Genomic DNA, 14689 nt, shown 5'->3' with positions numbered 1-14689 from the left:
CTTCGCGGCTTGCTATGCCGAACGGCCAACGCTTTGAGCGAAGTCAGGGCGCGCAGTGTCGCCTCGGCTCCGTCTCGCTGCTGCCTCAGTGCTGCGCTACCTGCTGAATGCCGGCCAGCAACCAGCCTTCGCCGGGGCGGTTCGCCTTCGTCAGGTTCCAGACCTCGACGAACGGCTCAGCCACCGCACCCGCCGATTCGCGGATCAAGCCGGAGAAGCGCACGCTGGCAAAGTATTCAGTTGCGCGCTCTTCAACGCCCAGCAACTCCGCGTTCAGCTGCACCACGTCCGTCTGATTGGACTCGGTACCGCGTGACGATAGATCGACCCTCACTTCGGCGAACATTTCCGGCGTGGTGAATTCGCGTATGTCCTCCGTGTTGCCGACGTCCCAAGCAGCTTGCAGGCGCACGAAGTACACCTTGGCGTTGCGCAGGAACGCTTCCGAATCGAAGCCGGCCGGCACGGCCGGGGCGGCGTTGATGGACGGCGTGCTCAGCGGGTTGCCTTGCGGCTCGAGGTACGAACCGGTGGGCGGCGCGCTGTAACGCGGTTCCTGCGTGTAGCCGGTGCCGCCCGCATTCAACGAAGGCGAACCGCCCGCGTACGCCGGCTGCGCCGTATTGCGCTTGCGGCCCATGAAGCGGCGGATCAACCAGATGCCGATCATCGCGATGATCGCGATCACGATAATGTTGGCCATGGCGCCGGCAAACGCGCCGCCCAGACCGAAGTGCGACAACAACGCGGCGATACCGAGGCCGGCCGCGAGACCGGCGATCGGCCCGAGCCAGCGCGAACGGTTAGGCGCCGCGGCCGGCGTCGGCGCAGGCGCCGGAGCGGGCTGTGCGCGCTGCTGCGTGGCCTGATTGCTTGGGGAGGATTGCGACGGGGTCGACTGTTGCTGAACCGTGTTCGACTGACGGCCAATGGTCCGGCCGCCGCCCATGCGGCGGGCTTCCGCATCGAGCGAAGCGAGAGAGCCGGCCATGATCAGACCGACCACCGCGATCAGTCCGATTCTTCTCACCAACGACCGCTTAACCTTACGGGGAGATAACACACCTGAATCGGACATTTTCGTACTTTCCTTTAAAAATCGATGGGTTAGAGACCCTAGTATTTGGTCCCCACATGTAAAGCTACCACGCCAGCTGACAAATTGTAATATTTGACGCCGTCCAGGCCCGCTTGTTCCATCATTGTTTTTAAAGTTTCCTGATCCGGGTGCATCCGGATCGATTCCGCCAGGTAGCGGTAGCTCTCGGCGTCCTTCGCAAAGCGGTCGCCGAGCCACGGCAGCACCTTGAACGAATAGACATCGTAGACCTTTTTAAGCGGATCCCACACCTTCGAGAACTCCAGCACCAGCAGACGGCCTGCCGGCTTCAACACGCGACGCATCTCGGCCAGCGCCACATCCTTGTGCGTCATGTTGCGCAAGCCGAAGGCCACGGTCACCACGTCGAAGTAATTGTCCGGAAAGGGGATCTTTTCGGCGTCGCAAAGCAGCGCCGGCGTGATCACACCCTTATCCAGCAGACGGTCGCGGCCCACGCGCAGCATCGATTCGTTGATGTCGGTGTGCCAGACTTCCCCGGTGTCGCCCGCCTGTTTGGCGAACGCCTTCGACAGATCGCCCGTGCCCCCCGCAATATCGAGCACCTTGAAGCCCGGCCGGACGTTGGCCTGGGCGATCGTGAACATCTTCCACGCCCGGTGCAACCCGCCCGACATCAGGTCGTTCATCAAGTCGTAGTTGGAGGCGACCGAGTGGAACACGCCCGCCACCTTCTCCGCTTTTTCCTGTTCGTCGACCGATTGAAAGCCGAAGTGGGTTTTGCTCATCGCGCTCGTCCTTTCGCGTATTCTGAAATGTTGCGCCGCATCAGTGCGGCGACCAGGGCGAATCGTATCAGTGACAGTGCCCGTGCGCAGCACCGGCCGGCGTCATTGGCGCATCGCGGTCAACGCCGGCTGCTGCCAGTTTGGCGAGATAGTCGCGCCAGAGTTCATCCTGACGGACGGCCATGTCGTACAGCAGGTCCCAGGAATAGATGCCGGTGGCGTGTCCATCGGAGAAAGTAGGCTGCAAAGCGTAGTTGCCGACGCCTTCGATCATCGTGATCGTGACGTCGCGCTTACCGGTTTGCAGCACCTCCTGACCGGGCCCGTGGCCCATCACTTCCGCTGACGGCGAATACACGCGCAGCAGCTCAAACGGCAGGCGATACGTTTCGCCGTTCGCGTATTGCAATTCGAGTACGCGCGATTTGGAATGCACGACCACGTCGGTCGGCACCGGGGTATCGGGAGTCAGTCCGCTCATGTTGACCTCATAATGAAAACGCAGGGCCGTCAGAGCCGGGGCGCTCAGCCAAGCGCCTGTTCGATTTCCTGCCGCACCGCTTCGCGCAGCAACGTGGCTTGCGCGCGGCGCGACGACAGCATTGCTTCGGATACCGTGCGTTGGCGCGGCGCCCAGATCGGCAACGGGAAGTGAGCGTCGTTCGAAAAACGCGGAATCACGTGCCAATGCACGTGCGGCACCTGGTTGCCAAGGCTCGCCAGGTTGACCTTCACCGGCTGAAGAATGCGCCGGATCGCACGCTCGACCGCGTACACGGCCTGCATCACGCGATCCCGCTCAGTGTCGGCGAGATCGGAAAACTCGGCGATATGCGTGTTCCAGATCACCCGGCAAAAGCCGGGATAATCGTGTTCGTCGGCGAGGACGACACGCAGGGTGTCGTCCTGCCACAGCACATCGCCGCCATCTTCACGGCAAAAAACGCATTCCATTGTCGTCCTCAGGCAAAAATCGTCGGTCGTGCCATTAAACCAGCACGCGCTCGATTCCGCCATTGTTCGCCCGCTGGACGTAGTCCGCCATCCAGTCCTCACCCAGCACGTGACGTGCCATCTCGACCACGATGTAATCCGCTTCGGTGCCCGCGTCTTCGTTGTAGCGCGACAGGCCCTGCAGGCAGGACGGGCAGCTCGTCAGGATCTTCACGTCGGTGACGCCGTTCGGCTGCGGCCCGTCGCCCGCTTTGAGCACCGAACCGTTCGACGCACCCGCCGCGCCGGCCGATGCATTGGCCGTATTGATCGCATTCGCCCCGGCTTCGCCCACTAACGGAATACCACGCAGCTTCGCCGCGCCCTTGCGCATTTCCTCTTCCTTGCGGAAGCGGACTTGCGTCGAAATGTCCGGGCGCGTGACCGCGAGTGTGCCGGATTCGCCACAGCAGCGATCGTTCTTCTCGATCTTGTAGCCGTCGTTCTCCGACCCCATCAGCTGATTGACGAGCTTGACCGGGTCCATCGTCTTGATCGGCGAGTGGCACGGGTCGTGATACATGTAGCGCACGCCGTTCACGCCTTCGAGCTTGATGCCTTTCTCAAGCAGAAACTCGTGGATGTCGATGATCCGGCAACCCGGGAAGATCTTCTCGAATTCGTACCCGGCGAGCTGGTCGTAACACGTGCCACACGACACCACCACCGTCTTGATGTCGAGATAGTTCAGCGTATTCGCGACGCGGTGGAACAGCACACGGTTATCCGTGACGATCTGCTCGGCCTTGTCGAACTGGCCCGAGCCGCGTTGCGGATAGCCGCAACACAGGTAGCCCGGCGGCAGCACGGTTTGCACGCCCGCCTCCCACAGCATGGCTTGCGTCGCCAGACCCACTTGCGAGAACAGCCGCTCGGAGCCGCAGCCCGGGAAGTAGAACACCGCTTCCGTATCGGCGGTGGTCGTCTTCGGATTGCGGATGATCGGGACGATCTTGTTGTCTTCGATATCGAGCAACGCGCGCGCGGTCTTCTTCGGCAGATTGCCCGGCATCTTCTTGTTCATGAAGTGGATCACCTGCTGCGTGACCGGCGGCTTGCCGACGGTCGCCGGCGGGTGCGCCGTCTGCTTCCTCGCGAACTTCTTCAGCACGTCGTTGCCGAAACGCTGCGCCTTGTAGCCGATGCCCATCATCGCCGTGCGCGCGAGGTTGATGGTCTGCGGGTTGGTAGCGTTCAGGAAGAACATGCCGGCCGCGTTGCCCGGATTGAACTTCTTCTTGCCCATCTTGCGCAGCAGGTTGCGCATGTTCATCGTCACGTCGCCGAAGTCGATCTTCACCGGGCACGGCGTCACGCATTTGTGACAGACAGTGCAGTGATCGGCGACGTCGTTGAACTCGTCCCAGTGCTTGATCGACACGCCGCGGCGGGTCTGCTCTTCGTACAGGAACGCCTCGACCAGCAAGGAGGTCGCGAGAATCTTGTTGCGCGGGCTGTACAGCAGGTTCGCGCGCGGTACGTGAGTCGCGCACACCGGCTTGCACTTGCCGCAACGCAAACAGTCTTTGATCGACTCCGAAATCGCGCCGATGTCGGACTGCTGCATGATCAGCGATTCGTAGCCCATCAGGCCGAAGCTCGGCGTGTAGGCGTTGCGCAGGTCCGCGCCTGCGAGCAGCTTGCCGGCATTGAAGCGGCCATGCGGATCGACACGCTGCTTGTATGCGCGGAATTCGCCGATCTCTTCTTCGGTCAGGAACTCGAGCTTGGTAATGCCGATGCCGTGCTCGCCGGAAATCACGCCGTCGAGCGAACGCGCCAGCTTCATGATGCGCGCGACCGCCGTGTGGGCGTCCTGCAGCATCTCGTAGTTGTCGGAGTTGACCGGCAGGTTCGTGTGGACGTTGCCGTCGCCCGCGTGCATGTGCAGCGCGACGAACACGCGGCCACGCAGTACTTTCTTGTGAATCGCCTGAGCTTCTTCGAGGATCGGCTTGAATTCGCCGCCGTTGAAGATCTGACGCAACTCAGCCCGGATCTCTGCCTTCCACGACACACGCACCGTACGGTCTTGCGTGATATGGAACACGGTCGCATCCGGCTGCGCATCGACGCGGTCGGCGAACTTCTCCGCCAGCCCTTCGTAGCCGAGGCCGACCAGATAGTGCTGCGCCTCGCGCAAGGACAGATCGAGCTTGTCACGCAGGAATTCCCAGCGTGCGCGCACCTTCTTCAGCAGATCGAGCGCCTGTTGGACGCGATCTTCGAGCAACTCCGCGCTCGGGATTTCGTTGGCGTCGTCGCTCTTGCCGAGTGGCAGCTTGCCGCCCTTGAAGAACGTTTCGAGCGCGTCGACCAGTTGCAGCTTGTTCTTGATCGACAACTCGATGTTGATGCGTTCGATGCCGTCGGTGTACTCGCCCATGCGGTCGAGCGGGATCACCACGTCTTCGTTGATCTTGAACGCGTTGGTGTGCTTCGCAATCGCCGCGGTACGGCTGCGGTCGAGCCAGAAACGCTTGCGCGCCTCGGCGTTGACGGCGACGAAACCTTCGCCGCTCTTGCCATTGGCCATACGCACGACTTCCGAGGTGGCTTGCGCCACCGCGTCCGCATCGTCGCCGACGATGTCGCCAATCAGCACCATCTTCGGAAACGCGTTGCGCTTGCTCTTGGTCGCATAGCCGACCGCGCGCAGATAGCGTTCGTCCAGATGTTCGAGCCCGGCGAGAATCGCGCCGCCCTGCTTCGACGTTTCAAACAGATAGTCTTTAATCTCGACGATGCTCGGAATCGCTTCGCGCGCCTGGCCGAAGAATTCGAGGCAGACCGTGCGCGTATGCGCCGGCATCTTGTGCAGCACCCAGCGCGCCGACGTGATCAGGCCGTCGCAACCTTCCTTCTGAATGCCCGGCAGACCGGCGAGGAATTTGTCCGTGACGTCTTTGCCGAGACCTTCCTTGCGGAACACGCGGCCCTTGATGTCGAGCGCTTCTGTGCGCAGCAGCTTTTCGCCCGGGGCGTGGCTGCCGTCGAACCACTTCAGCTCGAAACGCGCGACTTCAATGTCGTGAATCTTGCCGAGGTTGTGTTCCAGACGCGTGACTTCGAGCCAGTTCCCTTCCGGGTCGACCATGCGCCACCAGGCGAGGTTGTCGAGCGCCGTGCCCCACAACACCGCCTTCTTGCCGCCCGCGTTCATCGCGACATTGCCGCCGACGCAGGACGCATCCAGCGAGGTCGGATCGACCGCGAACACATAGCCGGCCTGTTCGGCAGCTTCGGTTACGCGGCGCGTCACGACGCCGGCGCCGGAGAAAATCGTCGGCACCTTGCGATCGACGCCCGGCAGTTCGGTCAGCTCGACCGCGCCCAGCTGTTCGAGCTTTTCCGTGTTGATGACGGCCGAGAACGGCGTGAGCGGCACCGCGCCACCCGTGTAGCCCGTGCCGCCTCCGCGCGGAATCACGGTCAGACCGAGTTCGAAACACGCCTTGATCATGCCGGCGATCTCGGCCTCGGTGTCCGGCGTCAGCACGACGAACGGGTACTCGACGCGCCAGTCGGTCGCGTCGGTCACGTGCGAGACGCGGGACAAGCCGTCGAACTTGATGTTGTCTTTTTCCGTGACGCGGCCCAACACCTTGTTCGCGCGACGGCGCAGATCGAAGGTCTTCTGGAATTCGCTCTCGAAATCGTCGACGGCACGGCGGGCAGCCGAAACCAGCGTTTCGACGCGAGCGGCCCGATCGATGCCCGCTTCGTCGCCGTGCTCGACCAGATCGGCGCGGCGGCGCTTTTCGATCTCGGTCAGACGGTGGTGCAGCGCCTCGATCAGCAGCGCGCGGCGCTTCGGATTGTCGAGCAGGTCGTCTTGCAGGTAAGGATTGCGGCGCACGACCCAGATGTCGCCGAGCACTTCGTACAGCATCCGCGCCGAGCGGCCGGTGCGGCGTTCCGCGCGCAGTTCGGCCAAAGCCGCCCAGGCTTCGTCGCCTAGCAGACGGATGACGATTTCGCGGTCGGAAAACGACGTGTAGTTATAGGGAATTTCGCGCAGACGCGCTTCGGGATCGGCGGCCACCGCAGTGGCGGCCCCGTTCGGATCGAAAACTTGAGGTGCGTTCATGTTCGGACGACTCGGTGGATCAACCGGGCGCGCTCACAGGTGAGGCGTCGGCGGACGGTGCGCGTGGGGCGCAATGCTGGAAATCTTCTAGCAGGCTGTTGAAATATCCGTCGTTGATGCACTCAGGTGCATTGCGACGGATGCTGAGTTCGCACTTCTGAAACGCGGAACACGTTTCCGGGCGTTCGAGGCTGCTAACGGTTTCACCATATCGATGTTATCCATTGCATCCCGGCCCTCAACGGGCAAGTGTGCGCATACGCGTCAGGTTGTAGGCGACCTGCGTCAGCACGAAGAGCTGGTCCACGCGTTCAAGTCCTCGATACATCGCCTGTCGAATTCGTCCGACTGTCTTGCCCCATCCGAACACCTGCTCAATCCGCTTACGTTTTTGCTGGCTGACCGCGTAACCCGGCCAACGCGTGGTTCGCTCGTCAATCGCTGAGCCTCCTGGACGCCCATCGTTTTGCGCCACATGAGGCGTGACGCGATTTGCTCGACAGGTGGCGACAAAGCCGGCCGTGTCGTAGTTCTTGTCTGCCCCGACCGTAATGCCGCCCGGGGCCACCTTCGCGGCGTCAGCAAGCATTTGCGCGGCGCAGTCGCGCTCGGCGGTGCCCGTCGCCAGCGTCACCTGCGCGTTGACTACCAGGCCGTGCCGGTTGTCAGTCAGTACATGGCCCATGTAGCAAAGCATCGCACCGGTTCCTTTGCTCTTGCGAAACAGGCGCGCCTGCTCGTCGGTCGTGGACTGATGCGTCGCGTTACTGCGCTTCTGACCGTGCCAGTTGTCATTGGGCGCCGGCGGTTCGTCGGGCGGCGTATCGTCTTCGTCCGGACTTGCCTTCGGCACAAAGCTCTTGTGTCCCGCCCATGCCTGAATCAGGGTGCCGTCAACGCTAAAGTGCTCACCCGACAGATGCCCACGCTCGCGCGCAGTCTCAACCGTCTCGTTGAAGAGCAATACCAGCACATCGTGTTCAAGCAGTCGGTCGCGGTTCTTGCTGAATGTCGAGTGGTCCCACACCGTCCCATCCATCGGCAAGCCGACGAACCAGCGAAAGAGCATGTTGTAGGAAATCTGTTCCATCAACATGCGCTCGCTGCGAATCGAGTACAGCACCTGAAGCAGTAACGCTCGCACCAGCTTCTCCGGTGCAATGCTCGGCCGCCCACCTTTCGCATCAGCCTCGTACATCCGGGCAAACACGTCGTCCATGCGTTTGAGCGCATCGTTGAGCCACGTGCGAATCGGACGCAACGGATGGTCTTTCGGCACAAAATCATCCAGCTTCAACACCGTGAACATCGACTCCGTAAAACCATCGGCACCGCGCATCCGTTTCATCCCGCTCACATTCATGACATTACCTTCAACGTTTACCCCTTCGTCCCGGATGACGGAGAAACGAGGTATTTCAACAGCCTGCTAGGGGAGCGAAGCGCAACCGACGGCCTACCCACATCAGTCGCTTCACGGCGCTCAGAGACAGCTACACGATCGTGCCTGACGGACGTGACGCTCCGCCGCGGGGCAAGACTCACGCGGGACGGGCATCAAGTGGGCGATCCGAGGCTGCCAGTGCATCTTCCGATCCTTATTCCAAAATGGAATTCTACCCCATGATCCAGCCGCGCGTTGACGCCTGAAATCGGAGCTGCGGCGGGGCTTTGAGCGTTTTTGGGTTGAACGACGCCCGCAAGCGCTTGCGGTGAATTCTCCGACCGAACGGTCGGGTGGGGCCTTGCTGACGAGGCTCGGGCGTGCGCCGAGGGTTCGCTGAAGGCCAGAGCGAACACCGTTGGCGCTATGATTGACCCTTTCCCGTCTCACAAAGCGCACCGCGCCACCCGCATGGCTTCCCACGACTACCTGAAGAAAACCCTGACCGCGCGCGTCTACGACGTGGCCCGCGAGACCGAACTCGAACGCGCGCCAAATCTGTCGGCACGCTTGCGCAATCCGGTCTATCTGAAGCGCGAGGACAACCAGCCGGTGTTCTCATTCAAGGTGCGCGGCGCGTACAACAAGATGGCGCATATTCCGGCGGACGCGCTGGAGCGGGGTGTGATTACCGCGTCGGCGGGCAATCATGCGCAGGGCGTGGCGCTGTCGGCGGCCCGCATGGGCGTGAAGGCGATCATCGTGGTGCCGGTGACAACCCCGCAGGTGAAGGTCGACGCCGTACGCGCCCATGGCGGCGCAACGGTCGAAGTCGTGCAGTTCGGCGAGTCCTATAGCGATGCGTACGGGCATGCGGTGAAGCTGCAGGAAGAGCGCGGCCTGACCTTCGTTCACCCGTTCGACGATCCGTACGTGATCGCCGGCCAGGGCACGGTCGCGATGGAGATTCTCAGCCAGCACCAGGGCCCGATTCACGCGATCTTCGTGCCGATCGGCGGCGGTGGCCTGGCGGCCGGCGTGGCCGCGTACGTGAAATCGGTACGCCCGGAGATCAAGGTGATCGGCGTGCAGACCGATGATTCGTGTGCGATGGCCGCTTCTTTAAAGGCCGGCGAACGCGTCACGCTAAACGAAGTCGGGCTGTTCTCGGACGGCACTGCAGTAAAGCTCGTCGGCGAAGAAACCTTCCGCCTGTGCAGCGAATATCTCGACGACGTGCTGCTGGTGAATACCGATGCGCTGTGCGCCGCGATCAAGGACGTGTTCCAGGACACGCGCAGCGTGCTGGAGCCGGCTGGCGCGCTGGCCGTGGCCGGCGCCAAGCAGTATGCCGAGCGCGAAGGCCTCGAGAACCAGACGCTGATCGCGATCACGTCTGGCGCGAACATGAATTTCGACCGCATGCGTTTCGTGGCTGAGCGCGCCGAAGTCGGCGAAGCGCGCGAAGCAGTGTTCGCCGTGACGATTCCCGAAGAGCGCGGCAGCTTCCGCCGCTTCTGCGAACTGGTGGGCACGCGCAGCGTCACCGAATTCAACTACCGCATTGCGGACGCGCAATCCGCCCATATCTTTGTCGGCGTGCAGATCCGCAATCGCAGCGAATCCGCGCAGATCGCGGGGGCATTTGAGGCACACGGCTTCGCCACCGTCGATCTGACCTTCGACGAACTGTCCAAGCAGCACATCCGCTACATGGTCGGCGGGCGCTCGCCTCTGGCGCATGACGAACGTCTGTTCCGTTTCGAGTTTCCGGAACGGCCGGGCGCGCTGATGAAGTTTCTGTCGTCAATGGCGCCGAACTGGAATATCAGCCTGTTCCACTATCGCAACCAGGGCGCGGACTACAGTTCGATTCTGGTCGGCATTCAGGTGCCGGAGAGCGAGAACAGCGGGTTCGAACGTTTTCTCGCGACGCTTGGGTATCCGTACTGGGAAGAGTCGCAGAACCCCGTGTACCGCTTGTTCCTCGCTTGATCTTTCAGGACTGAAACGCGCAGATGGCTTTTTCGCTTGTCGACAAACTGGTGGTGGCAATCTCGTCGCGCGCGCTGTTCGACTTCGAGGAAGAGAACTGCGTGTACGAAGCCGGCAACCTGCAGGCGTATGAAGCGTTGCAGCGCGAACGGCTGACCGTGCCCGCCAAGCCGGGCGTTGCGTTTCCGCTGATCCGCAAGCTGCTGGCGTTGAATGCAGGCGGCCACCGGGTCGAAGTGGTGATCCTGTCGCGCAGCGATCCGATCAGCGGGTTGCGCGCGTTTCATTCGTGCAGGGAGTATGGGCTGGCGATCGAACGCGGCGTGTTTACGCGTGGGCGGGCGCCATTCAGCTATCTGAAGCCGTTGAACGCGTCGCTGTTTTTGTCCGCGAATCAGGACGATGTACGCGACGCGTTGGCCGCCGGATTTCCGGCCGCGCGCGTCTTGCCCGAATCGGCGAAAATGGCGAGTAAGTATCCGGATGAAATCCGGATTGCCTTCGACGGCGACGCCGTACTGTTTTCCGACGAAGCCGAGCGCATCTTTCAAAAAGATGGCTTGCGGGCGTTCGTCGGCCATGAGATTCACAACAAGGATTTGCCGCTCGCGGATGGGCCTTTGAAGCCGTTGCTCGAAGCGCTGCACCGGCTGCAGAAACTCGCGGATGAAGCCGCGCCGATGCATATTCGTACGGCATTGGTGACGGCGCGCTCGGCCCCGGCGCATGAGCGCGCGATCCGCACATTGATGGCGTGGAACATCGAAATCGACGAAGCGATGTTCCTCGGCGGCCTCGACAAGAGCGCGTTTTTGCGCGAGTTCGAGCCGGACTTTTTCTTCGACGACCAAATTGGCCATTGCGAATCGGCCCGCGTCGTGACGGCGACGGGGCACGTGCTGAGTGGCATCGTGAACGCATCATGACACCCGAACAATCACCGCTGGGTAAGGCTTCCGCTTACACCGAACAATATGACGCTTCGCTGCTCTTTCCGATTGCCCGGAAGAATGCACGCGAGGCGATTGGGATTGGCGCGCAGTTGCCGTTTTTCGGCACGGACATCTGGAATGCTTACGAGCTTTCCTGGTTGAATGCGCGCGGCAAGCCTCAGATTGCCGTGGCGACTTTCTTTGTGCCGGCTGATTCGCCGAATATTGTCGAGTCGAAGTCGTTCAAGCTCTATCTTGGGTCGTTTGCGCAGACGGCGTTCGAGTCGATGGACGTTGTGCGGGATACGATCAAGCGGGATGTTTCCGCTTCTTGCGGCACGACGGTTTCTGTTCATCTGGCTGCGCCGTATGAGTTCGGCAAGCTGCAGATGGAGGAGTTTGAAGGTTTGTCGCTGGACCGGCTCGATCTGGATACGGATGTTTATCAGCCGGATGCTTCGTTGCTTAAGGCTGCGCTTGATGAAGCGCCGGTTGAGGAGACGTTGATCTCTAATTTGTTGAAGTCGAATTGTCCGGTGACCGGGCAGCCTGACTGGGGCAGTGTGCAGATTCATTACGTCGGGCCGCAGATCGATCATGCGGGTTTGCTGAGGTACATCATCTCCTATCGGAATCACACCGGATTTCATGAGCAGTGTGTCGAGAGAATTTTTATCGATGTTCTTAAGGCCTGCCGGCCGGTGAAGCTTGCTGTTTATGCGCGGTATACGCGGCGTGGTGGGTTGGATATTAATCCGTTTCGCACTAACTATAATTTGCCGATGCCGGATAATTTGCGGTTGGCGCGGCAATAAGGTTTGGTGTGTGTTTTTGCCTGCGGCGGGCTTTGTCTGTATGCCTGCGGCGTTGGCCTTTCCTTGTTTTGTTAGTGGTTTATTAGCGTTGCCCCTGTGCGGGGCGGCACTTACTTTCTTTGCCGCCGCCGCAAAGAAAGATAAGCAAAGAAAGCGGCTTCACACCGTTAGCTCATAAGCGGGTCCCCCGCGCAGCCACGGTAGTGGTGCATCTGGAATCTGTGTTCTCGCACATTCGGCCCTGGTGACAAGGCAGTCATACTTCCGGCGGCGCTACGCGCGCCGACGCGGTACTTCATTGAACCACCCGTTGTTTTTACGCTCAGCGGCGCTTCGTTGAAGCAACGGCCATTTTTTCGCTCAGCAGCATTTCGCCAAGCATCCTGCCGTAATTGATGTCCACAGCACTTCAAAGGGCAACCTGCCGTTTTTAGTACCCAGCTGCATCTCGTATTCCGTTAGCTATGCCTGGTGTCGAGGGCGATTCCGAAACGCCGGGTCCGCAGGCATTTCCGCGAGGCGAAGCCGATGCCCCCACCGTTCACGCCCGAAGCCCCTGGTTTCCCATGCAGCCCCATCCGCGACGCACGCAGTGCGGAGTGGGAGCTGATGAGCCCTTGGTCACTCACGCTGAATGCGCGGGGGCACGGATTCCAGATGCACCACTACCCCCTCCAAGCCAGGGGACCCGCTTATGAGCTGGCGGTTTGAGCCGCTTTCTTTTGCCTACTTTTCTTTGCGGCAGGCCCTCCATGTCAGCCTAGTTGTCGGTGTGCCAAGAAGGAAAGCGACAGTACGTCGCTGTACATGCTGTATCCGTGATGAGGGCCGGCCCCTCGGTGTCGCCGATCAGGCGGTGATACCAAACCACCCAGAGCTGCACTCGTTAAGAGCGGGTGTGGTGAGCGTCTGTGGAAAAGGCGGGATGAATCCCGTCAGGTGTGCAGTAAGGAGGCGAACGAAAGTGAACCATCGAAGAAGTGTCGATAATTGCAATGATGTCAAAACCGAGGACTCGACAACGCCTCGGGATCAGTCAAACGGCAACCTGAAGGTGGGTTTGACGGCATCCGGCATAGAGGTGGCGCGACCTTTCTGCAGGCGTGGATATGGAACTTGGGAACCTGTCGTCTCGATGTCAAGGGAGAAACTCAAGCGGAGAACCCGTGAGAGTGAGAGTACCGATGCGAGGCACAGGGGCGGAGTCATGCGTAGTAGCGTTGAAGGGGTTGTAATGACTTCCGGAGCGAAGGCATGACCTTGTCTGGTGGAGATCATGGAACAACTGCGACGCGGGATGATTCCGGGGTTGACGCCAAGTCGTTCGAGATACCCAAGCGATTGATCTGGGAAGCCTGGAAACGCGTGGCTGCCAATCAAGGCGGTCCGGGCGTGGACCGGGAGAGTATTGAAACCTTCCGCAATCGTTTGGCGAGAAATTTGTACGCTCTGTGGAATCGAATGAGTTCGGGGAGTTACTTTCCTCAACCGGTCAAGGAGGTGCTGATTCCGAAGGGGGACGGGTTTCGTCCTCTCGGGGTACCGACCATCACTGACCGAGTGGCTCAGATGGCAGTCAAGTTACTGGTTGAGCCGGGAATCGATGCGATATTTCATTCATCATCGTTCGGCTATCGTCCTAACAAATCGGCGAAGCAAGCTGTGGCGCAAGCGAGAAGGAACTGTTGGCGCTACGACTGGGTAGTCGATATTGACTTGAAATCCTTCTTTGACACCATCGACCACGGGCTTCTCAGACGTGCGGTCGAAAAGCACGTTTCGGAGCCATGGGCACGACTCTACATCAGACGCTGGCTAGAGAGTCCGGTACAGAAGCAAACCGGGGAGCTGGTTGCTCGGGATCGAGGCACTCCGCAAGGTGGAGTGATCAGTCCGCTATTGGCTAACCTCTTTCTTCACTACGCGTTTGATCGATGGGTTCAGACTGAGCATCCGGATGTGCCGTTTGAACGGTATGCCGACGATGTTGTCTGTCATTGCAGGACGAAGCAGCAGGCGGAAAAGTTTTTGTCTGCCTTGCGGGAGCGGCTTACCGCATGTGGGCTTTTGCTACATCCGGAAAAGACGCGCCTAGTTTACTGCAAAGATGGCCGGCGTCGAGGGGAACATACCCACACCAAGTTCGATTTCCTTGGTTTCAGCTTTCATGCTCGGACAGTCCAAGACCGAGCGGGAAACCTGTTCACCGGATTCGGACCTGCGGTAAGTCAAAAGGCGCTAACGCGAATGTCTCTGGCCATTCGAAGCCTGAGTCTCAATCGAAGTACCTCATTGACGCTGTCCGAACTGGCGCGGCGCATAAACCCGATGGTCAGGGGATGGGTGAATTACTACGGTGCCTTCTATCCGGAGCCGTTGAAACGGTTCTTGGTCAGAATAGACTTGCGGCTTGGCGGGTGGGCGCGAAATAAGTACAAGCGACTGAGAGGACACAAACGACGATCTTGGGCGTGGCTCAAACGATGTCGGGAAAGTCTTCCCCAGCTGTTCGCGCACTGGGATTTCTGTTTCGAAGAACGGCGGACAAGAGGAGCCGTATGAATCGAGAGATTCACGTACGGATCTGTGAGAGCCTGAGGGGGCAGGTCCCTCGGGCCACTCGACCGTCGCC

10 protein-coding genes are annotated in these 14689 nt (G+C 60.5%); 4 read left to right on the top strand and 6 right to left on the bottom strand.

The window, feature by feature from the left end; all coding sequences use genetic code 11:
* Positions 1 to 85 precede the first annotated feature (85 nt).
* From B0G76_RS36970 to B0G76_RS36945, 6 genes are all read right to left on the bottom strand, one after another.
* Positions 86 to 1078, bottom strand: a complete 993-nt coding sequence (locus B0G76_RS36970) for a Tim44 domain-containing protein (protein ID WP_120297649.1) — start codon at positions 1076 to 1078, stop codon at positions 86 to 88.
* A gap of 38 nt (positions 1079 to 1116) precedes the next feature.
* Positions 1117 to 1848: a bifunctional demethylmenaquinone methyltransferase/2-methoxy-6-polyprenyl-1,4-benzoquinol methylase UbiE gene (gene ubiE / locus B0G76_RS36965; protein ID WP_120297648.1), complete on the bottom strand. Its 732-nt coding sequence runs from the start codon at positions 1846 to 1848 to the stop codon at positions 1117 to 1119.
* Between the two features lie 67 nt (positions 1849 to 1915).
* A complete protein-coding gene (locus B0G76_RS36960; RefSeq protein ID WP_120297647.1) occupies positions 1916 to 2329 on the bottom strand; it encodes a gamma-butyrobetaine hydroxylase-like domain-containing protein in 414 nt (137 codons plus the stop codon).
* Between the two features lie 44 nt (positions 2330 to 2373).
* Positions 2374 to 2802: an HIT family protein gene (locus B0G76_RS36955; RefSeq protein WP_120297646.1), complete on the bottom strand. Its 429-nt coding sequence runs from the start codon at positions 2800 to 2802 to the stop codon at positions 2374 to 2376.
* 34 nt (positions 2803 to 2836) lie between these two features.
* Entirely contained in the window at positions 2837 to 6931 is a 4095-nt protein-coding gene (locus tag B0G76_RS36950) for a DUF3683 domain-containing protein (RefSeq protein ID WP_120297645.1), read from the bottom strand.
* A gap of 238 nt (positions 6932 to 7169) precedes the next feature.
* On the bottom strand, positions 7170 to 8270 hold the full coding sequence (locus B0G76_RS36945) for an IS5 family transposase (RefSeq protein WP_120298074.1): 1101 nt from the start codon (positions 8268 to 8270) through the stop codon (positions 7170 to 7172).
* A 471-nt stretch (positions 8271 to 8741) separates the two neighbouring features.
* On the opposite strand from B0G76_RS36945, the gene ilvA reads away from it, so the two are divergent.
* The 4 genes from ilvA (at position 8742) to ltrA (ending at position 14619) form a co-directional block, all read left to right on the top strand.
* Positions 8742 to 10310 (top strand): threonine ammonia-lyase, biosynthetic, encoded by a 1569-nt coding sequence (gene ilvA / locus B0G76_RS36940; protein WP_120297644.1) that lies wholly within the window; start codon positions 8742 to 8744, stop codon positions 10308 to 10310.
* 23 nt (positions 10311 to 10333) lie between these two features.
* Entirely contained in the window at positions 10334 to 11236 is a 903-nt protein-coding gene (locus B0G76_RS36935) for a 5'-nucleotidase (RefSeq protein ID WP_120297643.1), read from the top strand.
* Positions 11233 to 12057, top strand: a complete 825-nt coding sequence (gene queF, locus B0G76_RS36930) for an NADPH-dependent 7-cyano-7-deazaguanine reductase QueF (protein ID WP_120297642.1) — start codon at positions 11233 to 11235, stop codon at positions 12055 to 12057. The genes B0G76_RS36935 and queF overlap by 4 nt, the downstream gene beginning before the upstream one ends.
* A gap of 1254 nt (positions 12058 to 13311) precedes the next feature.
* Positions 13312 to 14619: a group II intron reverse transcriptase/maturase gene (gene ltrA, locus B0G76_RS36920; protein ID WP_120293190.1), complete on the top strand. Its 1308-nt coding sequence runs from the start codon at positions 13312 to 13314 to the stop codon at positions 14617 to 14619.
* The last annotated feature ends 70 nt before the right edge of the window (positions 14620 to 14689 follow it).

It is taken from the genome of Paraburkholderia sp. BL23I1N1 (genome assembly GCF_003610295.1).
Classification (GTDB): Bacteria; Pseudomonadota; Gammaproteobacteria; order Burkholderiales; family Burkholderiaceae; genus Paraburkholderia.
The sequence above is the reverse complement of the archived record's forward strand: the minus strand, read 5'-3'. Positions and strand labels throughout refer to the sequence as shown.